The 22,987-nt window shown below is 69.3% G+C and carries 21 protein-coding genes and 2 tRNA genes; 9 read left to right on the top strand and 14 right to left on the bottom strand.

Features of this window, described 5'->3' with window-relative positions:
- Nucleotides 1-36: 36 nt before the first annotated feature.
- A complete protein-coding gene (locus ABZ552_RS04435) occupies nt 37-825 on the top strand; it encodes an enoyl-CoA hydratase-related protein (RefSeq protein ID WP_357435590.1) in 789 nt (262 codons plus the stop codon).
- Between the two features lie 7 nt (nt 826-832).
- On the opposite strand, the gene ABZ552_RS04430 is transcribed toward ABZ552_RS04435, so the two are convergent.
- From ABZ552_RS04430 to ABZ552_RS04415, 4 genes are read right to left on the bottom strand one after another with little or no spacing between them, the layout of a single operon-like run.
- Complete coding sequence (locus ABZ552_RS04430) at nt 833-1,696, bottom strand: alpha/beta hydrolase (RefSeq protein WP_357435588.1); 864 nt, start codon at nt 1,694-1,696, stop codon at nt 833-835.
- Nucleotides 1,697-1,754: 58 nt separating this feature from the next.
- Complete coding sequence (locus tag ABZ552_RS04425; protein WP_159838676.1) at nt 1,755-1,994, bottom strand: hypothetical protein; 240 nt, start codon at nt 1,992-1,994, stop codon at nt 1,755-1,757.
- Nucleotides 1,995-2,043: 49 nt separating this feature from the next.
- Nucleotides 2,044-2,727: a uracil-DNA glycosylase gene (locus tag ABZ552_RS04420; protein WP_159838675.1), complete on the bottom strand. Its 684-nt coding sequence runs from the start codon at nt 2,725-2,727 to the stop codon at nt 2,044-2,046.
- An 11-nt stretch (nt 2,728-2,738) separates the two neighbouring features.
- The gene (locus ABZ552_RS04415; RefSeq protein WP_357435586.1) at nt 2,739-3,932 is read right to left on the bottom strand and encodes a thiamine-monophosphate kinase; all 1,194 of its coding nucleotides are present in this window, start codon (nt 3,930-3,932) and stop codon (nt 2,739-2,741) included.
- A gap of 166 nt (nt 3,933-4,098) precedes the next feature.
- Here ABZ552_RS04415 and ABZ552_RS04410 point away from each other — a divergent pair, with 166 nt between their 5' ends.
- Nucleotides 4,099-4,854 carry a DUF3515 domain-containing protein gene (locus tag ABZ552_RS04410; protein WP_357435584.1) on the top strand — a complete coding sequence of 252 codons (756 nt, stop codon included), beginning with the start codon at nt 4,099-4,101 and terminating at the stop codon, nt 4,852-4,854.
- Between the two features lie 363 nt (nt 4,855-5,217).
- On the opposite strand, the gene ABZ552_RS04405 is transcribed toward ABZ552_RS04410, so the two are convergent.
- Both ABZ552_RS04405 and ABZ552_RS04400 read right to left on the bottom strand, forming a co-directional pair.
- Entirely contained in the window at nt 5,218-6,321 is a 1,104-nt protein-coding gene (locus ABZ552_RS04405; protein ID WP_281878448.1) for a D-alanine--D-alanine ligase family protein, read from the bottom strand.
- An 86-nt stretch (nt 6,322-6,407) separates the two neighbouring features.
- On the bottom strand, nt 6,408-7,403 hold the full coding sequence (locus ABZ552_RS04400; RefSeq protein ID WP_357435582.1) for an NAD(P)H-dependent glycerol-3-phosphate dehydrogenase: 996 nt from the start codon (nt 7,401-7,403) through the stop codon (nt 6,408-6,410).
- Nucleotides 7,404-7,434: 31 nt separating this feature from the next.
- Between ABZ552_RS04400 and cofC the strand changes: the two genes are divergently transcribed.
- The 3 genes from cofC to ABZ552_RS04385 all read left to right on the top strand — a co-directional run bounded on the left by cofC (nt 7,435) and on the right by ABZ552_RS04385 (nt 11,320).
- A complete protein-coding gene (gene cofC, locus ABZ552_RS04395) occupies nt 7,435-8,118 on the top strand; it encodes a 2-phospho-L-lactate guanylyltransferase (protein ID WP_281878446.1) in 684 nt (227 codons plus the stop codon).
- 71 nt (nt 8,119-8,189) lie between these two features.
- On the top strand, nt 8,190-10,361 hold the full coding sequence (locus ABZ552_RS04390) for an RNA degradosome polyphosphate kinase (protein ID WP_281878444.1): 2,172 nt from the start codon (nt 8,190-8,192) through the stop codon (nt 10,359-10,361).
- Nucleotides 10,358-11,320: an NUDIX hydrolase gene (locus tag ABZ552_RS04385; RefSeq protein WP_357435580.1), complete on the top strand. Its 963-nt coding sequence runs from the start codon at nt 10,358-10,360 to the stop codon at nt 11,318-11,320. The genes ABZ552_RS04390 and ABZ552_RS04385 overlap by 4 nt, the downstream gene beginning before the upstream one ends.
- Nucleotides 11,321-11,516: 196 nt before the next feature.
- Here the strand turns inward: ABZ552_RS04385 and ABZ552_RS04380 are convergent, their stop codons facing one another.
- The 3 genes from ABZ552_RS04380 to leuC form a co-directional block, all read right to left on the bottom strand.
- Entirely contained in the window at nt 11,517-12,164 is a 648-nt protein-coding gene (locus ABZ552_RS04380) for an HU family DNA-binding protein (protein ID WP_281878442.1), read from the bottom strand.
- A gap of 156 nt (nt 12,165-12,320) precedes the next feature.
- Nucleotides 12,321-12,929, bottom strand: coding sequence for a 3-isopropylmalate dehydratase small subunit (leuD, locus tag ABZ552_RS04375; protein ID WP_281878441.1), 609 nt, complete (start codon nt 12,927-12,929; stop codon nt 12,321-12,323).
- Between the two features lie 39 nt (nt 12,930-12,968).
- On the bottom strand, nt 12,969-14,390 hold the full coding sequence (gene leuC / locus ABZ552_RS04370) for a 3-isopropylmalate dehydratase large subunit (protein WP_281878440.1): 1,422 nt from the start codon (nt 14,388-14,390) through the stop codon (nt 12,969-12,971).
- A 155-nt stretch (nt 14,391-14,545) separates the two neighbouring features.
- Here leuC and ABZ552_RS04365 point away from each other — a divergent pair, with 155 nt between their 5' ends.
- From ABZ552_RS04365 to ABZ552_RS04355, 3 genes are all read left to right on the top strand, one after another.
- Nucleotides 14,546-15,247 (top strand): IclR family transcriptional regulator, encoded by a 702-nt coding sequence (locus tag ABZ552_RS04365; protein ID WP_159838653.1) that lies wholly within the window; start codon nt 14,546-14,548, stop codon nt 15,245-15,247.
- 33 nt (nt 15,248-15,280) lie between these two features.
- Nucleotides 15,281-15,781, top strand: a complete 501-nt coding sequence (locus ABZ552_RS04360; protein WP_357435577.1) for a PPOX class F420-dependent oxidoreductase — start codon at nt 15,281-15,283, stop codon at nt 15,779-15,781.
- A 148-nt stretch (nt 15,782-15,929) separates the two neighbouring features.
- Nucleotides 15,930-16,109, top strand: coding sequence for a DUF5302 domain-containing protein (locus ABZ552_RS04355; RefSeq protein ID WP_281878438.1), 180 nt, complete (start codon nt 15,930-15,932; stop codon nt 16,107-16,109).
- Nucleotides 16,110-17,044: 935 nt separating this feature from the next.
- Here ABZ552_RS04355 and ABZ552_RS04350 read toward each other — a convergent pair.
- From ABZ552_RS04350 to ABZ552_RS04335, 4 genes are all read right to left on the bottom strand, one after another.
- A tRNA-Glu gene (locus ABZ552_RS04350) sits at nt 17,045-17,117 on the bottom strand.
- Nucleotides 17,118-17,262: 145 nt separating this feature from the next.
- Nucleotides 17,263-17,334: transfer RNA gene (locus ABZ552_RS04345), tRNA-Gln, on the bottom strand.
- 116 nt (nt 17,335-17,450) lie between these two features.
- Nucleotides 17,451-18,941 carry a glutamate--tRNA ligase gene (gene gltX, locus ABZ552_RS04340; RefSeq protein WP_281878437.1) on the bottom strand — a complete coding sequence of 497 codons (1,491 nt, stop codon included), beginning with the start codon at nt 18,939-18,941 and terminating at the stop codon, nt 17,451-17,453.
- 13 nt (nt 18,942-18,954) lie between these two features.
- Nucleotides 18,955-19,728: a fumarylacetoacetate hydrolase family protein gene (locus ABZ552_RS04335; protein ID WP_281878435.1), complete on the bottom strand. Its 774-nt coding sequence runs from the start codon at nt 19,726-19,728 to the stop codon at nt 18,955-18,957.
- A 203-nt stretch (nt 19,729-19,931) separates the two neighbouring features.
- Between ABZ552_RS04335 and ABZ552_RS04330 the strand changes: the two genes are divergently transcribed.
- On the top strand, nt 19,932-21,113 hold the full coding sequence (locus tag ABZ552_RS04330) for an MFS transporter (RefSeq protein WP_357435574.1): 1,182 nt from the start codon (nt 19,932-19,934) through the stop codon (nt 21,111-21,113).
- Nucleotides 21,114-21,736: 623 nt separating this feature from the next.
- Here ABZ552_RS04330 and ABZ552_RS04325 read toward each other — a convergent pair.
- On the bottom strand, nt 21,737-22,744 hold the full coding sequence (locus tag ABZ552_RS04325; protein WP_281878432.1) for a 3-isopropylmalate dehydrogenase: 1,008 nt from the start codon (nt 22,742-22,744) through the stop codon (nt 21,737-21,739).
- Nucleotides 22,745-22,987 lie beyond the last annotated feature (243 nt).

The raw sequence follows: 22,987 nt of genomic DNA, 5'->3' as shown, positions 1-22,987 counted from the left end.
GGGACGCGTTCGGCGGCGCCCACTAGGGTGCAGATCATGACCACCAGCGAGCAAGCCGGGTACGTGACCACCGTCGACGGCGTCCTCCAGATCACCATCGCCACGTCCGCCAACGGCACGTCCATGGACTTCGCGGGCATCAACGCGGGCACCGCGGCTTTGCACGCGCTCGGCTCCGACGTGGGCGCGGTGCTGCTGCGTGGCACCGGCGCGAACTTCTGCGCGGGCGGCGACGTGCGCGGTTTCGCCGCGGCGCAGGACCGCTCGGCACACATTCACGGTCTGGCCACCGATCTGCACGAGTTCGTCCGCGCGCTGGACGCGGTCACGGTCCCGGTGGTGGCCGCGGTCCAGGGCTGGGCGGCCGGCGCGGGGATGAGCCTGGTCTGCCTGGCCGACATCGCGCTGGGCGGACCCGGCACCAAGCTGCGCCCGGCCTATCCCGGCATCGGCCTCAGCCCCGACGGGGGCATGTCCTGGACGCTGCCGCGCGTCGTCGGACGGGCACGGGCGCGGGAAATCCTGCTCACCGACGCCGTCCTGGACGCCGACGAGGCGGTACGCCTCGGTGTGCTGAGCAGGCTGGTCCCCGACGCGGAGATCGCCGCGGAGGCACAGCGACTGGCGCGCGCCCTCGCCACCGGACCGCGTTCGACCCATGCCGGCATCAAGTCGTTGCTGCGGCAGTCGGAGAGCGCGACGCTGAGCGACCAGCTCGACAGCGAACGCGACGGCATCGCCGCGGCCGCGGGCTCCGCCGCCGGTCGCGAGGGCGTGGACGCGTTCGTCGCGAAGCGCAAGCCCGATTACGCCGGGCTCGCCTGAGCAGGCGTCATTCCATCGTCGCGAGGACGAATTTCGCCACCGCGTCGGTGAACGAGTCGTTGTCGTCACCGGCCGCGGTGTGCGCGGCGCCGCCGATCTCCACCAGTTGGGCGTGCGGCACCAGCCGCTGGAACGCTTCGACCCCTTCGGCGCTCACCACGTCCGAGCGCATGCCGCGGACCAGCAGCACCGGGATGCGCAACGCGCGCGCCGCGTCCTCCATCGGCTCGATCATGGCGGACGGGTCCTCGACCCGGTCGCTCAGCATGTCCGGATCCCAGTGCCAGTACCAACGACCGTCGCGCTCGCGCAGGTTGCGCAGCAAGCCCTCGGTGCTCTTCGGCCGCGGGCGGTGCGGCAGGTACGCGGCGACCGCGTCGGCCGCCTCCTCGATGCTGTCGAAGCCGTCGCGATGCTTGCCGAGGAAGTCGATCACCCGGGCGACCCCTTCCGGTTCGGGCCGGGTGACGATGTCGACGAGGACCAACGCGGTGATCGCCTGCCCGCCGGGCCGCGCGGTCGCGAGCAGCCCGGTGATGCCCCCCATGCTGGCGCCGACGACCACCGCGGGCGCGCCGAGTTGTTCCAGCACCAGCAGGAGGTCCTCGACCATGGTCTCGCGCCGGTAGTCGCGATCCGGCGCCCACTCGCTGTCACCGTGGCCGCGGGCGTCGACCGTGACCACCCGCATTCCCGACGCGCCCAGCCGGGCGCCGGTCTTCTTCCACGAGTGCCGGGTCTGCCCGCCACCGTGCAGGAAGACGACGAGCGGGCCGTCGACGGGGCCGAACTGATCGGCGGCCAGCTCGAGTCCACCCGAACCGCGCAGCCGGAGCCGAGACGGTTCGAGAAGATTGTTCGCATTACTCACGATCTGTAGGATCGCACAATGCCGTTCCGCGCCGGGACGAACCCGGCGATTCGCGGATTCAGCAGCCGAGATTGCCCACGAAGAACAGGCACGCGATCTTGGCGTTCACCGAGGCGGAGATGGTGGAGGAGCCGCTGGAGGTGTACTCCTCGGCGACCGGGGCCGTCGCGGTCTCCGTGGTGGGCTCGAGCCGCAGCGGCGCCGCACCCGCGACGGCGGCGCCGCTGGTGAGAGCGGCGCAGAAGGCCAAGGTCGCGGTGGTGCCGCGCAGCGCGCCGCGGACGGTGGTGTTGTGCATGGAACAGCTCCTCACTCGTTACTTCGGTCGATCACACACAGACGCCCGATCAGGGCAGGCGCCAGTCAACCGGTTCGGCCCCCAGTTCGTCGAGTAGTTCGTTCACTCGCGAGAAGGGACGGGAACCGAAGAACCCACGAGACGCCGACAGCGGCGACGGATGCGCGGACTCGATGTAGGGGACCTCTGATTCGGCCAGCTGTGGCTTCAACGTCGCCGCGTCGCGGCCCCACAGGATCGCGACCAACGGCTCGTCCCGGGCGACGAGGGCGCGGATCGCCTGATCGGTGACCGCCTCCCATCCTTTGCCCCGATGCGAGGCGGGCTTGCCGGGCGACACGGTGAGCACTCGGTTCAGCATCAGCACACCTTGATCCGACCACGGGCTCAGATCCCCGCAGGACGGCGTCGGGTGGCCGAGATCCTTGCTGTATTCGGCGAAGATGTTCGCCAGGCTGCGCGGGATCGGCGAAACGTCCGGCGCCACGGAGAAACTGAGACCCATGGGGTGGCCCGGCGTCGGGTAGGGATCCTGGCCGACGACGAGGACGCGCACCGCTTCGAAGGGGCGCTGGAAGGCGCGCAGGACGTTCTCACCGGACGGCAGGTAGCCACGGCCCGCGGCGTTCTCGGCGCGAAGGAATTCGCCCATGGCGGAAATCCGATCCGCCACCGGTTCGAGTGCCTTCGCCCATCCCGGATCCATGATTTCCGACAGTGGTTTCGCGCCCATGACCGCACAACTTAGCGTGGTCGGCCGTCGGCTGACGAGTCCGCCCCACGGAACGATTCCCACCCACCGTCACCCGTCTGGGCGACGCCGTCGACGGTGAGCCCGCGACCGGCCACAACGCGCCCGATCGCGGTCCATCCGGCGGGTAGCGCGCGGTCGGGCGACCATGCGCCCGCGAAGGCATGGTCCTCGCCTCCGGTCAGGATCCATTGGGCCGCATCGGCGTCCAGCCGAGCGGCGACGAGTTCCAGCGCCGGGTCGCGCAGGGCGGCCGAATCCAGGTCGATGCCCACGCCCGAGGCCGCGGCGATGTGTCCGAGGTCAGCGAGCAATCCGTCGGACACGTCGGTCAGCGCGTGCAGTCCGGGGTCGGTCCCGCCACCCGCCACCCGACTTTCCGAGGCAGTTTGCGCTTCCCGCTCCGCGCCGGGCGGCACTGATCCGGACGACTCGGCGGCCGTCACCCGGGGCGAATTCGACGCTCCGTCATCGAAGGAGACCGTCGCCGGACCTCGGGCGGCCGAATCGGACGTGGTATCGGTCTGCGATGAAACCCGCTGCGCCTGCGGAACATTCGAGTCCGCGCGCGGCACACGGCGTAGCGCGTCCAGGACGACGGCGTACGGCGGCTGCGGGACTCGATGCGCGGCAAGCGCTTCCGCGACCTCGGGTCCGGTCGCTCCGGCGGTGAAGGCGGCCAGGCCCGCGGCCGACCAGCCGAGCCGGCCCGCGACCGCGACGACATCGCCCACGCGCGCATCCGCTCTGGTGATCGGCGCGCCGACCGGATCGCCGAAGGCGGTGACGGAGACGACCAGTTCACGGCTGCGGACCAGGTCGCCGCCCGCGATGGACGCGCCCGCCCTGGCGGCCTCGGCCCACATGCCGTCCGCGAGTCCGTCGATCACCGCGAGCGGGGTGTCGGCAGGGCAGCCGAGCGCGACGACGAACGCGGTCGGCGTCGCGCCCATGGCCACCACGTCGGCGGCGTTCTGCGCGATCGCCTTGCGGCCGATGTCCTCGGGGCTGGACCAGCCCAGCCGGAAATGCCGGTCCTGCACGAGCATGTCGGTGGTCACCACGAACCGGCCGTCCGGCGCCGCGACCAGCGCGGCGTCGTCGCCGGGGCCGAGCAGCACACCGGGCGCCTGCACCCGTCCCGCGTTGATACGGTCGATCAGCGCGAACTCCCCCAGTTCACGCACTGTCCTCGGGGCCCTGCTGGCGCTGATGACCGATCCTTTCCGGCGCGCTGCTTGCTGGAACGAGCCCGACGGTACCCTTTCGGAGGCACTCGAGTACCACCGGCCCGGTCCACCGCTGCGCGGCTGCCGACCGGGGCGACGCGCGCAGCAGAAAGGATCGGTGACCATGGCGGCGGATTCGCCGGACCGCGATTCGGCGGAGCGGGACGAACACTCGGAAGCCGCGACCGGATCCCGGAAGCCCGAGGGCACGAAGGACGCGGACAGCGCCGACGCAGTTGCCTCGAACGCAGCGGCACCGGACGACGACGCAGCAGCCGACCGGAGCGACGCCGAAGACTCCGCCGCAGCGGACGAGCCGGACAGCGCGCCCGCATCGGCCTCGGCGCACCAGTACTCGCCCGCCCTCATCGCCACGGCCGTGGCCCTTCCGGTCGTGCTGGTCGTCGCGGTGCTGGTCGCCGCCGTGCTCGCGCGCCGCGCGCCGGTCGAACGCGAACCTCTGGTGCTCGGTCCCGTCCCGGCCCCGGCGGCGGAGGGTCCGGCCTGCGCCGCTCTCCTGCCCGCGCTGCCCGCGACCCTGGGTGAGTTCACCAAGTCGACCCTGGTGGAGCCCGCTCCGCCCGCCACGCGCGCGTGGCAGCGCCCCGACGGCGGCACCGCGATCGTCCTGCGCTGCGGGTTGGATCGCCCGCTGGAATTCAACCGCGCTTCACCGCTGCAGATCGTGAACGGCGTGCAGTGGTTCGAGGTCCGTGACCAGGCCGCCGCGGCGAGCACCTGGTTCGCCGTCGACCGGGGCGCCTACATCGCCCTCACCGTCCCCGACGGTTCTGGTCCGACGCCGCTGCAAGAAGTCTCCGACACCATCACCGCGCAACTCCCGGCCCAGCCGATCGACCCTGGGCCGCTGCCCAACTGACGCCACGCGGCCACGCGCTGATCCGGAGAAGCATTCGGCGAGCGACTGGCTGAGGCGCACTCACCGAGTCCCGGGCGCGCGATGCGCCGCGGCCCGGTCCGGATGAGCGGTACAGGATGACGATGGAAGCTGGGCGGAAATGCGGTGACACGCCTGACCGTCATCGAAATCTCGGCAGGTAACCCCGGCTCGGCGGATCGGCTTACCGTCGGGATCGGTAGCTGTCGCCGGGGACCATCGTGGACGTGGGCCGAGAGTGCCCCGGATGTCCCGCCGACTACACAGTGCAGCCGCTCGACGACCGCTCGTCCGGGTCACTCACGGCACGACGGTGTCCGCCATCGCGAAGCGCGAGCCCGAGTCCTACCGCAGGCCGGTGCCGCGGACGAGCGCGGTTTCGATGAGCGTCGAGATCAGTGCGGCGTAATCGATGCCGGTGGCCTCCCACATGCGCGGATACATCGAGATGGCGGTGAATCCGGGCATCGTGTTGATCTCGTTGATCACCGGTCCCTGCTCGGTGACGAAGAAGTCGACCCGCGCCAGTCCCTGGCAGTCGAGTGCTTGGAAAGCACGCACGGCCAGTTCCCTGATCTGCTCGGCGACCTCGTCGTCCAGCTTGGCGGGCACGTCGAATTCGCAAACGTCGTCGAGGTACTTGGTGTCGAAGTCGTAGAACGCGGGACTCTCGGCGGTGGTGCCGGTCTCCGGCATCCGGATCTCAGCGACCACGCTCGCCGCGACCCGGCCGTCCGGGAATTCCAGCACCCCGCATTCCACTTCGCGTCCGACGATGCCGGCTTCGACGATCACCTTCGGGTCGTGCGCGCGCGCCGCGGCGATGGCGGCGTCCAACTCCGCCCAGTCGGTGACGCGGGTGATGCCGATCGATGAACCGCCGCGGGCGGGTTTCACGAACACCGGCAGGCCCAGGCGCAGCCGGTCCTCCTCGGTGACCGTCGCGGTGCCGGGCCGCAGCACCACCTGGGTGCCGATCGGCAATCCCTCCGCCGCCAGCAACTTCTTGGTGAACTCCTTGTCCATGCCCGCCGCGCTGGCCAGCACCCCGGGGCCGACGTACGGGATTCCGGCGAGTTCCAGCATTCCTTGCAACGTGCCGTCCTCGCCGAACGGTCCGTGCAGGATCGGGAAGACCACGTCGACCGTGCCGAGCGCGGCGGTCGGATCGTCGAGCGCGATGAGCGCCCCCGAGCGGCTCGGGTCCGCGGCGAGGGTCAGGGCCGTGCCGGTGGCGTCCACCGACGGCAGGGCGCGATCGTGGATGCCGAGCGCGGCCACGTCCGAACCGCCGAGCACCCAGCGGCCCTCTGCGGTGATGCCGATCGGCACGACCTCGTACTTCTGCGGATCCAGGTGACGCAGCACGCTGCCGGCCGATACGCAGGACACGGCGTGCTCGTTGCTGCGCCCGCCGAACACCACAGCCACCCTGATCCGGTTCGTCATGCCCCGAACCGTACCCGTTTCGGTACGCGCTCCCACCGCTGACCGTCCCGGACACTCCGGCCTCCGCCCGCGTGGAGCGGCCCGGATCACTCCGGCTTCATCCGCCGCCCGAGCAGGTTGCCGACGGCTTCGCGCACGGAGAGCCCTTCGTGACAGACCTGGTGCACGGAGGTGGTCAGCGGCATCTCGACGCCGTGCCGCTCGGCCAGCGCGCGCACCGATGTGCAGGACTTCACACCCTCCGCGACTTGGCCATGAGTGGCCGACTGGGCGGCCTCCATGGATCCGCCCGCGCCGAGCACGTGACCGAACGACCGGTTGCGCGACAGCGGTGACGCGCAGGTGGCGACCAGGTCCCCGACCCCGGCCAGGCCGGCCAGCGTGACCGGTTCCGCGCCCAGGGCCACCCCGAGCCGGATGATCTCGGCCAGGCCGCGGGTGATCAAGCTGGCGATCGAATTGTCGCCGAGGCCCATTCCCGACGCGATGCCGCAGGCCAGCGCGATGACGTTCTTGCACGCGCCGCCGATCTCGCAGCCCACCACGTCGGTGTTGGTGTAGGGCCGGAAGTATCCGGTCGCGCAAGCGTGCTGCACCGCGACCGCGCGGTCTTCGTCGGAGCAGGCGACCACGGTCGCGGCCGGCTGGCACAGCGCGATCTCGCGCGCCAGGTTCGGTCCGGACAGCACCGCGACCCGGCTCGGGTCGGCACCGGTGACCTCCTCGATCACCTGGCTCATCCGCAGCAGCGTCCCGGTCTCGATGCCCTTCGCCAGACTCAGCAAGGTGGCGTCGTCCGGGATCAGCCCCTTCCACTCCGCGAGGTTCGCGCGCAGCGACTGCGACGGCACCGCCAGCACGACGATGTCCGCTCCGTCCAGCGCCACCGCCGGGTCGGGGGTCGCCGCGATCGGTGGCAGCGGAATATCCGACAGGTAATCGGGATTGCGATGTTCGGAGGCCAGCGTCGCGGCGACCTCGGGCCGCCGGGCCCAGATCGTGACCTCGGTTCGTGCGTCCGCCAACACCTTCGCGAACGCGGTGCCCCACGATCCCGCGCCCAGCACTGCCGCCCTCGTCATCAGCCCAATATGCCATGGAAGGATTGCTCGCATGCGCCCGCACGCCGTGCATGCCGTGATCGCGGTCAAGAGCCTCGATCGGGCCAAGAGCCGACTGGCCGACCGGCTGCGCCCGGAGCACCGGGCCCGGCTGGTGCTGGCCATGCTCGCCGACACCGTGACCGCCACCGCGGCGGTCGGCGAAGTCGTGTCGGTCACCGTGGTCACGCCCGACCCCGCCGTCGCGGAAATGGCCCGCGCGCTCGGCGCCGAGGTCCATCCGGAACCGCGCCAGTCGCAGGCCGAGGGGCTGAACACCGCGCTGGCCGCCACCGCCGCCGCCTTGCGCGGTGCGCACGGCCCGATCGATCTGCTCGCACTGCAAGCCGATCTGCCCGCCCTGCGCCCGGAAGAGCTGTCGGACATGCTCGCCGCCGCCCCGCGCGGGCTGCGCTCGATAGTCATTGATCACGAGGGCAGCGGCACCGCCGCGCTGGTGGTCCGCGACCCGGTCGCAGCGCTCGATCCCCGCTTCGGCCCCGGGTCGGCACGCAGCCATATCGACGCGGGCGCGGTCGACCTCACCGGGGACTGGCCGGGCCTGCGCCTGGACGTCGACACCCCCGCCGACTTGGACCGCGCGGTGGCCCTCGGGGCCGGGAACGCGACGCGTGCTGTCCTGCACGACATCGGATGGCCGAGTGGCGTTCACGAACACGTTCCACACGTGTGCTAGCCGGTCGCCATGGTGGCGTGAGACACAGGGCGATCACGCTCGCGGGATGCGCGTGGCCTGTCCGGTAAGGGATGATCGTTGGCGTGAGCGATACGGAAACCGTCAAGCAGCAGCCGTTGCTTCCCACGCCACCCCCGGCGGCGACACCCGTGTCCGCCGACTCGCAGGGGGCGCGGTTGCCACGTGATCGCTACCTCAATCGTGAATTGAGCTGGCTGGACTTCAACGCCCGCGTGCTCGCCCTCGCCGAGGACGCGTCGCTGCCGTTGCTGGAGCGCGCGAAGTTCCTGGCGATCTTCGCCTCGAACCTGGACGAGTTCTACATGGTGCGGGTGGCGGGGCTGAAACGCCGCGCCGAGACCGGGTTGCTGGTCCGCTCGGCCGACGGCCGCTCTCCCGGCGAACAGCTGGAACTGATCGCCGCGCGCACGCAGGAGATCGCGGTGCGGCATGCCCGCGTCTTCCTCGACAGCGTGCTGCCCGCGCTGACGGCCGAGGGCATCGCGATCATCGACTGGAGCGACCTGGACGAGGGCGAACGCGAGCGTCTTTCGGGCTACTTCCAGGACCAGGTGTTCCCGGTACTCACCCCGCTCGCGGTGGATCCGGCGCACCCCTTCCCCTACATCAGCGGACTGAGTCTCAACCTCGCGGTGACGGTGAAGGATTCCGCTACCGGCGGCGAGCACTTCGCCCGCGTCAAGGTGCCCGACAACGTCGACCGGTTCGTCCGCGTGCGCCGCACCGAATCCGGCTCCCCGATCGCCGCTTTCCTGCCGATGGAAGCGCTCATCGCCGCGCACCTGGATCTGCTGTTCCCCGGCATGGATGTGGTCGAGCACCACTCGTTCCGGATCACCCGCAACGCGGACTTCGAGGTCGATGAGGATCGCGACGAGGACTTGCTTCAGGCCCTGGAGCGGGAGCTGGCCCGGCGGCGGTTCGGTTCGCCGGTGCGGCTGGAGGTGTCCGACGACATGACCGAGCACATGCTCGATCTACTCCTGCGGGAGCTGGACGTCGACCCCGGCGATGTCATCCAGGTGCCCGGCCTGCTCGACCTGTCCTGCCTCTGGCAGGTGTACGGGGTGGACCGGCCGAATCTCAAGGACACCCCGTACGTCCCCGCGACCCCGCCCGCGTTCGGCGAGCGCGAGACGCCACGCAACGTCTTCGCCGCGCTGCGCGAGGGCGACGTGCTCGTGCACCATCCGTACGATTCCTTCTCCACCAGCGTGCAGCGGTTCATCGAACAGGCCGCCGCCGACCCGCAGGTGCTGGCCATCAAGCAGACGCTCTACCGCACCTCCGGCGATTCCCCCATCGTCAACGCGCTCATCGACGCCGCCGAGGCGGGCAAGCAGGTGGTCGCCCTGGTGGAGATCAAGGCGCGCTTCGACGAGCAGGCCAATATCAAGTGGGCCCGCGCGCTGGAACAGGCCGGCGTGCACGTGGTGTACGGCCTCATCGGCCTGAAGACGCACTGCAAGACCTGCCTGGTGGTGCGTCGTGAGGGCGCGACCATCCGCCGCTACTGCCACATCGGGACCGGCAACTACAACCCGAAGACCGCACGCCTCTACGAGGACGTCGGGTTGCTCACCGCGGCACCGGAAATAGGCGCCGACCTGACCGACCTGTTCAATTCGCTGACCGGTTACTCGCGCAAGGAGAACTACCGCAACCTGCTCGTCGCACCGCACAGCGTGCGCTCCGGCATCATCGAGCGCATCCAGCGCGAGACCGAGCTGGCGGGCCGGGGCGAGGACGCCCGAATCCGGCTGAAGGCCAATGCGATCGTCGACGAGGAGATCATCGACGCGCTGTACCGGGCCTCGCAGGCGGGCGTGCCGGTGCAGATCGTGGTGCGCGGGATCTGCGGTCTGCGCCCCGGCGTGCTGGGCATGAGCGAGAACATCGAGGTCCGTTCCATCCTCGGCCGGTTCCTGGAGCATTCCCGCATCCTGCACTTCCAGGCGCAGGACGAGTACTGGATCGGCAGCGCCGACATGATGCACCGCAACCTGGACCGCCGGGTCGAGGTGATGGCGCAGGTGAAGGACCCGCGGTTGACCGAACAACTCTGCGAAGTGTTCGAATCGGCCCTCTCGCCGACCACACGCTGCTGGGTGCTGCAACCGGACGGCACCTGGCGGGCGTCGCCGGGGACGTCCGGCGATGGGGACAAGATCAGAGACCATCAGGAGTTCTTGATGCGGCTGCGGAGGCCAGATCAGCAGTGAACGCCACCACGGGGTTCGAACAGGAGGGGGGCCCGTTCTGGGATCCCCGCGTCACCGCCAACATCTACGCCGCCGGAGCGGTGCTGTGGCGTGAGTCGTCCACCGGGGCGATCGAGATCGCGATCGTGCACCGCCCCAAGTACGAGGATTGGTCGCTGCCGAAGGGCAAGCTCGACCCGGGTGAGACCCCGGTGCTGGCCGCGGTCCGTGAAGTCCGCGAGGAGACCGGGCTCGAGTGCAGGCTCGGCCGCTACCTCGGACACGTGACCTACCCGATTCCGGGCCATCGCAAGCTCAAGCGGGTCGACTACTGGGCCGCGGAATTGATCAGCGGGGAGTTCACGGCCAACTCCGAGGTGGACGTGCTCAGCTGGCACCCGCTGGACCGGGTGATGGACCAGTTGTCGTATCCGATGGACCGGCAGGTGGTGCGCGCCTTCACCCGATTGCCCGCGCGCACCGACACCCTGCTGTTGGTCCGGCATGCCAAAGCCGGCCGTCGGGACCGCTTCAACGGTCCCGATGACCAGCGCCCGCTCGACCGCGATGGTGAGACGCAGGCGCGGGCGCTCACGCCGAATCTCTTGGCATTCGGCGCATCTCAGGTCTATTCGGCCCCTCCACTGCGCTGCGTCCAGACCGTCGTGCCGATAGCGGACAAGCTCGGCGTCGAAATCGCCGAGGAGGCATTGTTTTCCGAAGACGGGTACGCCGAGCGCCCGGACGAGGCCGGGGAACGGTTTCGAGCCCTGGTGTCGGACAAGGCGGTTCGCGTCGTCTGCAGTCAGGGCAAGGTGATCCCGGATCTGCTGGGCCGGCTGGCCGAACGCGACGGACTCGCGCTGCCGTCGGCGCGCAATCGCAAGGGCAGTGTGTGGGTGCTGTCGTTCGTCGGCCATCGCTTGGTGGCCGCCGACCATCTGGATCGATCGCTGTCAGCCTACGACGGGCAGTCCTGATCCGGCGGCAACTCCGTCGTCACCGCGCGGGTCGGCGGGCGCCGGTCGACCACCACGGCGCGCCGCGAGGGTGACAGCACGGTAGGCGGACAGCCGAAAACGGCCCCGGGTGTCTCCCGGGGCCGTCTCGACGTTGAGGCGAATGGGCCCAGTCGTGGGGCCGCGCATTCAGCGCCGATCCGGCGGTGGCTCGAGATCAGCGGGTTCCACGAGCCGGGGCCTTCTTGGCCGCGGTCTTCTTCGCAGGGGTCTTCTTGGCGGCGGTGGTCTTCTTGGCCGCCGTGGCCTTGGTGGCCGTCTTCTTGGCCGGAGCCTTCTTCGCGACCGCGGTCTTCTTCGCGGGCGCCTTCTTCGCAGCGGTCTTCGTAGCGGTCGTCTTGCGCGCGGTGGTCTTCGCCGGGGCCTTGGCGGCGGCCTTCTTGGCCGTGGTCTTGGCGGGCGCCTTGGTCGGCGTCGATTTCTTGGCGGCGGTCTTCTTGGCCGCCGTCTTCTTCGCCGCCGCCTTCTTCGCGGCCACCGGCGCATTCACCCCGCGCTTCACAGCGGGCCCGGTCGCGGCCAGTTTCTGCTTGCCCGCGATCACCGCCTTGAACTGAGCGCCGGGACGGAACGCGGGTACCGAAGTGGGCTTGACCTTCACGGTTTCGCCGGTACGCGGGTTCCGGGCGACGCGAGCCGCCCGCTTACGCTGTTCGAACACACCGAATCCGGTGATTGTGACGCTCTGACCCTTGTGCACCGCGCGCACGATGGTGTCGACCACATGCTCGACTGCCGCGGTGGCCGTGCGCCTGTCCGTACCCAACTTTTCGGTCAGAACGTCGATCAGTTCCGCCTTGTTCATTGAATCCTCCGCAGACTAATGGCCCGTCGTCGGACCGACTAGGTACCACGGTAAACCCACTTTGGGCAAGAGTCTATGTGCCACGCCAAAATTCATGTGGTTTAGCACACGTCCAGCTACCACAACTCCGGCCGTCCAGCTAACCGGCGAGGGTGATTACGTCTGCGAAATATGTACCGGCAGGGTCGTCGGTTTCCATGTTGGCCTTGCCTTTTCGAACCGGGCGATCGTGTCCTCCCGGCGCAGCGTCAGCCCGATGTCATCCAATCCCTCCAGCAGACGCCACCTGGTGTAGTCATCAATATCGAACGGCAACACGACGGTTCCGGCCGTCACCGTGCGCGCCTCGAGGTCCACAACCAATTCCAAGCCGGGCTGTTCCTCGAGCAACTTCCAGAGCATTTCGACATCGTTCTGTGACATCTGAGCGGCGAGCAGACCACCCTTGCCCGCATTGCCGCGGAAGATGTCGGCGAACCGGGATGAGATGACCACCCGAAAGCCGTAGTCAGACAGCGCCCAAACAGCGTGCTCACGCGACGATCCGGTACCGAAATCCGGGCCCGCCACCAGCACACTACCCCTGTTGTAAGGCGCGATGTTCAGAATGAAGTCGGGATCGGTCCGCCATGCGGCGAACAACCCGTCCTCGAATCCGGTCCGGGTGACCCGCTTGAGGTAGACCGCCGGGATGATCTGATCGGTATCGACATTGGAGCGGCGCAGCGGCACCCCGATGCCCTTGTGCACGGTGAAGGCTTCCATTACGAATCTCCTGGGTTTGTTTGAGGGAATCGGGGCCGGTCAGTCCAGATCCGCAGGCGACGACAGTGTTCCGCGGACCGCCGTCGCGGCCGCTACGAGGGGAGAAACGAGGTGCGTACGGCCGCCTTTGCCCTGCCTGCCCTCGAAGTTGCGGTTCGAGGTGGACGCGCAACGCTGGCCGGGCTCGAGCTGGTCCGGATTCATTCCCAGGCACATTGAGCAGCCCGCCTGCCGCCATTCGGCGCCCGCCGCGGTGAAAATCTCGCCGAGTCCTTCTTTTTCCGCCTGGGCGCGAACCCGCATCGACCCCGGTACAACCAACATTCGCACGCCGTCGGCGACATGACGTCCCTTCAAAATCCCGGCCACCGCACGCAAATCCTCAATGCGTCCGTTGGTGCACGAACCGACGAATACGGTGTCGATCGGTACTTGTCGAAGCGGAGTACCCGGCTCCAAGTCCATGTAACGCAGAGCTTTCTCCGCGGACTCGCGGGCCACCTCGTCGGCGAAGGCGGCGGGGTCGGGCACCGCCTCACCCAGCGGGGCGCCCTGACCCGGGTTGGTGCCCCAGGTGACGAACGGAGTCAGCTGGGACGCGTCGATGTGCACCTCGGCGTCGAAAACGGCGCCCTCGTCGGTCTTCAGCGCCTCCCAGGCCGCCACCGCGGCGTCCCAGTCGGCTCCCTGCGGCGCGTGCGGCCGTCCTTTGAGGAATTCGTAGGTCGTCTCGTCCGGCGCGATCATCCCGGCCCGCGCGCCCGCCTCGATGGACATGTTGCAGATCGTCATTCGGGCCTCCATCGACATGGCCCGGATGGCCTCCCCGCGGTACTCCAGGACGTAGCCCTGGCCGCCGCCGGTGCCGATCTTCGCGATGACGGCCAGGATCAGGTCCTTGCTCGTCACGCCCGCGGGCATGGCGCCGTCCACGGTGATCGCCATCGTCTTGAACGGCCGCAGCGAGAGGGTCTGGGTGGCAAGCACATGCTCGACCTCGGAGGTGCCGATGCCCATCGCCAGCGCGCCGAACGCGCCGTGCGTCGAGGTGTGGCTGTCGCCGCAGACCACGGTCATGCCCGGCTGGGTCAAGCCGAGCTGCGGCCCGACCACGTGCACGATGCCCTGGTCGAGGTCGCCCATCGGGTGCAGCCGCACACCGAATTCCGCGCAGTTGCGCCGCAGCGTCTCCACCTGGGTGCGCGAAACCGGGTCGGCGATCGGCTTGTCGATATCGACGGTCGGGACGTTGTGGTCCTCGGTCGCGATCGTGAGATCCGGCCGTCGCACCGGCCGGCCCGCGGCGCGCAGGCCGTCGAAGGCCTGCGGGCTGGTCACCTCGTGGACGAGATGCAGGTCGATGTAGATCAGGTCCGGTTCGCGCGAGGCACCCTCGCCCTCCCCGCGAGCGACGACGTGCTGGTCCCACACCTTCTCGGCCAGCGTGCGCGGTTCGGCCATGGTTGATCACCTTTCGGACGAAGCAGCCGTTCCGCGATCTGGACTCCGACGCGGCGACGGTTGCACAAGTTGGGATAGCTGCGCCTGGTACGGACGCTGAGGGGCGGAATCCGTGAAGGTGGATTTCTCAACATCCGAGACGCTAGTATCGTTCTATGAGACAGCATAGCGGCATCGGCGTTCTCGACAAAGCAGTGGCGGTCCTGTACGCCGTAGCCGAGCATCCGTCGGGTCTCAACGAGCTGTGCGCGCGCACCGGGCTGCCGCGCGCCACCGCGCACCGGCTCGCCGTCGGCTTGGAAGTGCACCGCCTGCTCGCTCGCGACAGCAACGGCACCTGGCGGCCGGGCCCGGCCCTCGCCGAGCTCGCGACCAGCGCCAGCGATCCGCTGCTCGAGGCCGCGTCGGCCATTCTGCCCCGGCTGCGCGAGATCACCGGGGAGAGCGTCCAGCTCTACTGCCGCGACGGCAACGCCCGCGTCTGCGTCGCGGCGCTGGAACCCCCCGTCGGACTGCGCGACACCGTGCCGATCGGCGCGCGGCTTCCGCTCACCGCGGGATCGGCTGCGAAAGTGCTGCTGGCGTGGGCCGACCCGGAGCTGCAGCGCACCATCCTGGCCGACGCGGTGTTCGGCGAGCGCGCGCTCGCCGAGGTGCGCAAGCGCGGGTGGGCGCAGAGCGCGGCCGAGCGCGCGGCCGGCGTGGCCAGCGTGTCCGCGCCGGTGCGCGACGCCGGGGGCAGCGTGGTCGCGGCCGTCTCGGTGTCCGGGCCGATCGATCGGATGGGCCGCAGGCCGGGCGCCCGGTGGGCGGCGGATCTGGTCGCGGCGGCCGAGGCCCTGCACAAGCGCCTGTAACACGTTTCAGTCCGGACTCTCTACAGTTGGCCCATGGGAGTCAACCAACGGGCACAGATCGTGATGTCCGACACCGAGATCACCGAGTTCCTGCAGCGCAGCCGGATCGCGACGCTGGCGACCATCGGCCCGAAGGGCACGCCGCACCTGACCGCGATGTGGTACGCGCTCATCGACGGGGAGATCTGGTTCGAGACCAAGGCCAAATCGCAGAAGGCGGTGAACCTGCGCCGCGATCCCCGGGTCACCTGCATGGTCGAGGCGGGCGACACCTACGACCAGCTCCGGGGCGTCTCGATCGAGGGCCGCGCCGAGATCGTCGAAGACGCCGGGAAACTCTTCGCAGTCGGCGTGAGCGTGTGGGAACGCTACACCGGTCCCTACAGCGAGGAGGTGCGGCCGATGGTGGAGGCCATGCTGAACAAGCGGGTCGCCGTCCGCGTGGTGCCCGAGCGCATCCGCAGCTGGGATCACCGCAAGCTCGGTCTCCCCGCGATGCCCCTCGGCGGCAGTACCGCGCAGGCGCTGGACTGACCCGAGCGCGATCGGGCCGCGCGACGCGCCCGAAATCCAACTGACACAACCACCTCGCACGGGCTAGCGTCGGGGTGTTCGACAGGAATCGGCCGGGCACCGCCGCCCGCGAGGACGCGCTGCGCGGCCGCGACGACGAGGAGCAGCGATGGCGGATTCGGGTAAGCCCACTGGCGCCGACGAGGTGAAGCGCAAGTTCCGGGAAGCACTGGAGCGCAAGAACCAGCAGAACGCCCGCGCGGCCGATCACCTCGACGGCCGGTCGAAGGCGTCCGGGGCGCACGCCGCGGTCGGCCACAAGCGGGAATTCCGGCGCAAGAGCGGCTAGTCCGCACAGACGGCGAAGGCCCTCCAGCAAGATCGCTGGAGGGCCTTCCTTTTGCGCCGGTTTGCGCCGGACGCGCCGAGGGGGCACCCGGACTCGCCGGGTTCGGCGGGTCAGCGCTGCCGTCGAGCACACCGCCTCATCCACGCTGTCGCCAGGCGCACCGCGACGTACGCGACGACCGCCCGCCGGGTGTGATGTCGTATCGAACGAGTCCGTGCCGCAGCGTCGATCCCGGGCCCGTCATGGCGCGCCCGCCGCTGTCTCACGATGTATCCCACCGCACACCACCGAGTGAATCGGACCGCGCCACGGGCGCGAGACCCGGAACGACTTCGGCCGCACGCGTCACCAAGGACGTCCACACCTGGGCGTGGCATCCCGGCACCGGACGCCGCAACCCGTGGAGCGAGTCGGGGTCGGCCGAGGTGCGATGCCGCCGCCGACCATGTCCGTGGGATGGCACAGATGGCGGCAGCGCACATCCGGCGACGGCCGGTTCGCAGCTGCGTCGTCAGCGACATCCATACCCGTCGCAGCACGGCACCGCAGGGCGCTTTGCACAGCACCGAGCACAATCTCACTGGTCACTGCCGCATGCGAGTCGCATCGGCGGCCGGTAGCGCGACCGTTTGCCACCGTGTTCACGGGTCTATCCGAGCATCGGATTGCTCACCGGACGGATCCGACACGGCCGGCAGACCGTCAGCAGCACCGGCAGCCAGCCGAACCGGCGCAACTACTGCGGCCCTTCTGGCCACAGCCGAGACCAAAACCGCAGCTCACCCGGCACGGAACCACCACGATCCAGGCGGGGCGAAGCCCTCGCCGGGGGTCCGGGGGCGAAGCCCTCCGGGCGGGGTGTGGGGTTGCATCCCCACAAGACATTGCGAAACGAGAAAGGCCCATGCTCCATGAGCATGGGCCTTCCACTCGTGTAGCCCCGACGGGATTCGAACCCGCGCTACCGCCTTGAGAGGGCGGCGTCCTAGGCCGCTAGACGACGGGGCCAGGACTGCTTCTCGCTGTCGCGAGGAGCGCCGTGGTGATCTTTCGATCAGGAGGCTCGGCTAGCTTATCCGGCCGAGGCCCGGCGACCAAATCGCCAGGTGCTGAGGTATTTCGGCCGCGAACCGAAGTCTTTCAACACACTCCGCTGGGGTACCAGGACTCGAACCTAGAATGGCTGAACCAGAATCAGCTGTGTTGCCAATTACACCATACCCCAATGACCAGGTCGTTCAGCCTCGCGTCTGGGTGACTCGAGACCGTGTTCCGGGCCGAGAAGAAGAGTACCAAACGGCTACGGGTTAACTACAAATCGCCTGGTCAAAGCCCTAATTTTCAGCCTTGCGGCGCGGCCTGGCCGGTCTCCTTCCAGTCCAGCGCGGAGCGCAACCGGTCCAGGGTGACGTCGCGGCCGAGCAGTTCCAGCGATTCGTACAGCGGCGGGCTGATATGCGATCCGGTGACCGCGACCCGCACCGGCGCGAAGGCTTTGCGCGGTTTCAGCCCGAGATCATCGATCAGCGCCTTTTTCAGCGCTTCCTCGATCGCCTCTGTGGTCCACTCGGCCAACGGCTCCACCGCGGTAATAGCGGCTTGCAATACCCCGGTCGCGTCGGAGCCGAGATTCTTGGCTCCCGCCGCGGGGTCGATCGCGAACTCCTCGGCCGGCGCGAACAAGAAACGCAACAGCTCCCAGGCGTCGGCCAGCACGACAATCCTGGTCTGCACGAGTTCCGCCGCCGCGGCGAACACCTTCTCATCGATTTCGGCGCCGACAAGGCCGTGTTCGGTGAGATACTCCCGCAGCCGGTGAGCGAAATCACCCGGCGCCAGCAATCGAATGTGCTCGGCGTTGAGCGCGTCCGCCTTCTTCTGGTCGAAACGGGCCGGATTCGAATTTACTTTCGAAATGTCGAAGGCCTCGACCATCTCCGCCATGGAGAACACGTCGCGGTCCTCGGACAGTCCCCAGCCGAGGAGCGCGAGATAATTCAGCAAACCCTCAGGAATGAAGCCCCGGTCGCGGTGGGCGAACAGATTGGACTCCGGATCACGCTTGGACAACTTCTTGTTGCCCTGGCCCATGACGAACGGCAGGTGACCGAACTCCGGCGTGAAATCGGTGACCCCGATCCGGCGCAGCGCGGCGTACAGCGCGAGTTGCCGCGGCGTCGAGGAGAGCAGGTCCTCGCCGCGCAGCACGTGGGTGATCCGCATCAGTGCGTCGTCGACCGGGTTGACCAGCGTGTACAGCGGATCGCCGGTGCCACGGGTGAGCGCGAAGTCCGGGACGCTGCCCGCCTTGAAGGTGGTCTCGCCGCGCACCAGATCGTGCCAGGACAGGTCTTCGCCGGGCATCCGCAGCCGGATCACGGCGGGACGGCCCTCGGCCCGGTACGCCGCGATCTGCTCGGGCGTCAGATCACGATCGTAGTTGTCGTAACCGAGCTTCGGATCGCGTCCCGCGGCGCGATGGCGGGCCTCGACTTCCTCCGGTGTGGAGAACGATTCATACGCCTCACCGGCCTCCAGCAAACGCCGAACCACGTCCAGGTGCAGATCTTTTCGCTGCGACTGACGATATGGTTCGTAAGGGCCGCCGACCTCCGGCCCCTCGTCCCAGGTGAGCCCGAGCCAGCGCAGCGCATCGATAATCGCCCGGTAGGATTCCTCGGAATCCCGTGCGGCATCGGTGTCTTCGATACGAAAGACGAATGCGCCGCCGTGGTGGCGGGCGTAGGCCCAGTTGAACAGTGCCGTCCGGATCAGGCCGACATGCGGCGTCCCGGTCGGTGACGGGCAGAATCGGACCCGTACTTCAGTCATGGCTCTCTTTCGATCAGCGTTTGGCGGCAACGGGATTGGTGAGGGTGCCGATGCCCTCGACGGTCACCGAGACCTGCTGGCCCTCGCGCATCGGGCCGACGCCCTCGGGGGTGCCGGTGAGGATGACGTCACCGGGCAGCAGCGTCATCACGGTGGTGATCCACTCGATGAGCTTCGGGATATCGTGCAGGAGAAGCGAAGTGCGGCTGCGCTGGCGGACTTCGCCGTCGAGTTCGGTGACGACCTCCAGATCCGAAGGGTCCAAGGACGTTTCGATCCACGGACCCAGCGGGCAGAACGTGTCGTAGCCCTTGCCCCTGGTCCACTGACCGTCGTGGCGCTGCTGGTCACGGGCGGTCACGTCGTTGGCGGCGGTGTAACCCAGCACCACGTCCAGCGCGCGAGCGGCGGGCACATCCTTGCAGGGGCGGCCGATGACGATCGCCAGCTCGCCTTCGTAGTCGACCTGGGATGAACTGGGCGGCAGGATGATCGGGGCGTTCGGGCCCACGATCGCGGTGTTCGGCTTGAGGAAGATCACCGGGTCGGCCGGGGCGGGACCGCCCATCTCGGCGGCGTGCGCGGCGTAGTTCTTGCCCACGCAGACCACCTTGCTGGCCAGGATCGGCGCGAGCAGCCGCACGTCGGCCAGCGGCCAGCTCCGTCCGGTGAACGTCGGTGTGCCGAACGGATGTTCCGCGATCTCCTTGGCCACGCTGTCGCTTCCGTCGCCTTCGATGCTGACGAAGGCGACCCCATCGGGACTGGCAACTCGACCTAGACGCATGCCCGGAGTCTATCGACCCGCCGTCACCTGCCCGAACGCGCCCGACCGAGTGGTCCGAACCGGCGCGTCGTTGCCCCCGCCGCGCTGTGAGGAGTTCGACAGCCGAAGCCGTCGAACGGCGGGGCCGCGGAGGTGTACCGTGAGCAGAATAGTTCACAAAGTGGGAATTCATTCCCAAAATATGAGATTCCGAGGAGTAGCCGATGGCGACCGTGACGCAGATCGACGAGGTTCGACGCTGGTCCATGCTCGGTCTCGGTGTGTTCGCCCAGGCGTCCAGCGCGGTTTTCATCCACGGTGTCCCGTTCCTGCTGCCCGCGCTGACCGATCGCGGCATGGCGCTGGCGACGGCCGGACTGCTGGTGGCCATGCCCACCGTCGGCCTGGTGTGCACCCTGATCGCGTGGGGTTATCTGGTCGACCGGATCGGCGAACGCAAGGTGCTGGTCGGCGGCCCGCTGCTGATGCTGGCGGCCGGCTGCGCCGCGGCGGCCACGACGAACGACCTGGCCCTTGGCGCGCTGCTGTTCCTCGGCGGCGTCGGGGCGGCCAGCACCAACGGCGCGAGCGGCCGCGTGATCGTCGGCTGGTTCCCGCCCCATCGGCGCGGGCTGGCGATGGGCATCCGGCAGACCGCGCAGCCGCTGGGCGTGGGCGTCGGCGCGCTGGCGATCCCGGCCGTCGCCGCCGCCCATGGCGTGCCCGCGGCGATTCTCGTTCCCGCGCTCATGGCGGGCGTGGCGGCCGTGGGCTGCCTGGCCGGCATCGTCGACCCGCCGCGCCCCGCCCGGTCGGAGGCCGATCCGGCCTTGCGGGCCAATCCCTATCGCGACGACGCCACGCTGTGGCGCATCCATCTGGTCTCGGTGCTGCTGGTCGTCCCGCAGGGCACGGTGTGGACCTTCGCGCTGCTGTGGCTGCATCGCGACATCGGCTGGTCGCTGGCCGCCGCGGGCGCGCTGGTGACCGTCACGCAGATCCTCGGCGCGCTGGGCCGCATCGGCGCGGGCGCGTGGTCGGATCGCGTCGGCAGCCGGATGGGACCGCTGCGCACGGTCGCCGTCGCCGCCGTGCTCTCGATGGCGGGGCTGGCGCTGACCGCGTGGACGCACTGGTGGTGGGCCGCCATCCCGCTGCTGATCGCCGCGTCCGTGATCACCGTCTCCGACAACGGTTTGGCCTTCACCGCCGTCGCCGAAATCGCCGGCCCATACTGGAGCGGCCGTGGCCTCGGCGTGCAGAACACCGGTCAGAATCTGGCCATGGCCGCCGTCCCTCCGGTGTTCGGCGCGCTGATCACCGCGAGCGGCTTCCCCGCCGCCTTCTTCCTGGCCGCTGTCACGGCTGTCGCGGCAGTTCCCCTCGTCCCCCGCGACGCCGACTAGACCCGCCCCCCGAAGTCCCGCCTGCCCCGGCCGAAGTCCGCCCGGAGGGCCCAAGACGGTGGTGCCCTTGGAGATCAGGTCCCTCCGGAACTCAACGGCGCAGCCGTAGCAGAGCCACAAACTCGGCCAACCGCGCCGGAGTCGCCGGTAGAAAGCCATTGCCGAGCCTCGACCTCGGTACCACCGATCCACCGGAACTCGAGGGCACGAACACAGACGACCGAGCCGCTCCGAAGTCCTCCAGCGACGGTCACCTCCAAGTCTCGGCCTCGGTACAACCGCTCCGCCGGGACTCGACGGCACAGCCGTAGGCGGACCGCAAAGGCAGCCGTCCCGAGTTCCCAGAGGTCCGGTCGTGTTCGAGTCTCGACCTCGGCGCCGACGATCCACCGGGGCCTCCGTCGCGCGGCCGAAGTCGGGCCGCGGACAAGGCCGAGGCGCGCCGGAGTGACGTAGCAGGCGGACTCGCGCGCGGAGTCCTGTCCCGCCGGGGCCTGCTGCGCGCGATGGTGCTACCCAGACGACGCCGATGTGCGAGAGAGCCGGTCAGGCGCGGCATCCGTGCGGAGCCTGAATGCAAGAAGGCCCCGTTCCTTCAGGGAACGGGACCTTCCTGGGAACGGTCAGACAGTGGCGGCGATGCGGTCGCCGATTTCCACGGTCGACGCGGCGCCGGAGCGCGACTCGAGGTCCTTGGCGACCGCCGACTCGATGCGCGCGGCCGCCTCGGTGTCGCCCAGGTGATTGAGCAGGAGGGAGACCGAGAGGATCGCGGCGGTGGGGTCGGCCTTGGACTGACCGGCGATGTCGGGGGCGCTGCCGTGCACCGGCTCGAACATGCTGGGGTTCGTCCCGGACGCGTCGATGTTGCCGCTGGCGGCCAGGCCGATGCCACCGCTCACGGCGGCGGCGAGGTCGGTGATGATGTCGCCGAAGAGGTTGTCGGTGACGATCACGTCGAACCGGCCGGGGTCGTTGACCATGTGGATGGTGGCGGCGTCGATGTGCTGGTAAGCCGTTGTGACATCGGGGAACTCGGCCGCGACTTCGTCCACCGTGCGCTGCCAGAGCGAGCCGGCGAAGGTGAGCACGTTGTTCTTGTGCACCAGCGTCAGGTGCTTGCGGCGGGCCTGCGCCTTGGCGAAGGCATAGCGCACCACGCGCTCGATGCCGAAGCGTGTGTTGGTGCTGACCTCGGTGGCCACCTCGTGCGGAGTGCCGACGCGGATCGCACCGCCGGTGCCGGTGTACGGGCCCTCGGTGCCCTCGCGCACGACGACGAAGTCGATGTCGGGGTTGCCCGCCAGTGGGCTGGTCACGCCGGGGAACAGCTTGGACGGCCGCAGGTTCACGTGGTGGTCCAGCGCGAACCGGGTGCGCAGCAACAGCCCGCGTTCGAGCACGCCGCTGGGCACCGACGGGTCGCCGATCGCGCCGAGCAGGATCGCGTCGTGCTGCTTCAACTCGGGCAGCACCGAGTCCGGCAGGATCTCGCCGGTCGCGTGGTAGCGACGCGCGCCGAGGTCGTACTCGGTCTTCTCGACGCCGGGCACGACTACGTCGAGCACCTTGAGCGCCTCGGCGATGACCTCGGGCCCGATCCCGTCGCCCGGGATGACAGCAAGCTTCATGAGAAATGCTCCGTTCGATTTTGCCGGTCGCGGCCGCCACGACGTGCGGCACACACGCGACCGCCGGGTGCGCACGACATTCCGGCCGGGTGACCGCAGCACCGTCACGGTACTCGGCGCGGCCGGATCGCCGAGCACCGGGCGCGCGGGCGCGCCGCACCGCGCGCTCGCGCCGGTCCGCACGCCGGACGCGCGCGGACGGAGAGACCGGCGCGCGGGCCGCGGGTTTGGTGGGGGGGCCGC

The sequence above is a fragment of the Nocardia sp. NPDC019219 genome (genome assembly GCF_040632645.1).
In the GTDB taxonomy this organism is placed as follows: domain Bacteria; phylum Actinomycetota; class Actinomycetes; order Mycobacteriales; family Mycobacteriaceae; genus Nocardia; species Nocardia sputorum.
The sequence above is the reverse complement of the archived record's forward strand: the minus strand, read 5'-3'. Positions and strand labels throughout refer to the sequence as shown.

Coding starts and splice junctions, on each gene's coding strand:
- ABZ552_RS04435 (WP_357435590.1), top strand. CDS start 37: ATGACCACCAGCGAGCAAGCCGGGTACGTGACCACCGTCGACGGCGTC.
- gltX (WP_281878437.1), bottom strand. CDS start 18,941: ATGACTGAAGTACGGGTCCGATTCTGCCCGTCACCGACCGGGACGCCG.
- leuD (WP_281878441.1), bottom strand. CDS start 12,929: ATGGAAGCCTTCACCGTGCACAAGGGCATCGGGGTGCCGCTGCGCCGC.
- ABZ552_RS04380 (WP_281878442.1), bottom strand. CDS start 12,164: ATGAACAAGGCGGAACTGATCGACGTTCTGACCGAAAAGTTGGGTACG.
- ABZ552_RS04335 (WP_281878435.1), bottom strand. CDS start 19,728: ATGCGTCTAGGTCGAGTTGCCAGTCCCGATGGGGTCGCCTTCGTCAGC.
- ABZ552_RS04410 (WP_357435584.1), top strand. CDS start 4,099: ATGGCGGCGGATTCGCCGGACCGCGATTCGGCGGAGCGGGACGAACAC.
- ABZ552_RS04330 (WP_357435574.1), top strand. CDS start 19,932: ATGGCGACCGTGACGCAGATCGACGAGGTTCGACGCTGGTCCATGCTC.
- ABZ552_RS04360 (WP_357435577.1), top strand. CDS start 15,281: ATGGGAGTCAACCAACGGGCACAGATCGTGATGTCCGACACCGAGATC.
- leuC (WP_281878440.1), bottom strand. CDS start 14,390: ATGGCCGAACCGCGCACGCTGGCCGAGAAGGTGTGGGACCAGCACGTC.
- cofC (WP_281878446.1), top strand. CDS start 7,435: ATGCGCCCGCACGCCGTGCATGCCGTGATCGCGGTCAAGAGCCTCGAT.
- ABZ552_RS04405 (WP_281878448.1), bottom strand. CDS start 6,321: ATGACGAACCGGATCAGGGTGGCTGTGGTGTTCGGCGGGCGCAGCAAC.
- ABZ552_RS04425 (WP_159838676.1), bottom strand. CDS start 1,994: ATGCACAACACCACCGTCCGCGGCGCGCTGCGCGGCACCACCGCGACC.
- ABZ552_RS04325 (WP_281878432.1), bottom strand. CDS start 22,744: ATGAAGCTTGCTGTCATCCCGGGCGACGGGATCGGGCCCGAGGTCATC.
- ABZ552_RS04420 (WP_159838675.1), bottom strand. CDS start 2,727: ATGGGCGCGAAACCACTGTCGGAAATCATGGATCCGGGATGGGCGAAG.
- ABZ552_RS04365 (WP_159838653.1), top strand. CDS start 14,546: ATGAGACAGCATAGCGGCATCGGCGTTCTCGACAAAGCAGTGGCGGTC.
- ABZ552_RS04390 (WP_281878444.1), top strand. CDS start 8,190: ATGATCGTTGGCGTGAGCGATACGGAAACCGTCAAGCAGCAGCCGTTG.
- ABZ552_RS04355 (WP_281878438.1), top strand. CDS start 15,930: ATGGCGGATTCGGGTAAGCCCACTGGCGCCGACGAGGTGAAGCGCAAG.
- ABZ552_RS04400 (WP_357435582.1), bottom strand. CDS start 7,403: ATGACGAGGGCGGCAGTGCTGGGCGCGGGATCGTGGGGCACCGCGTTC.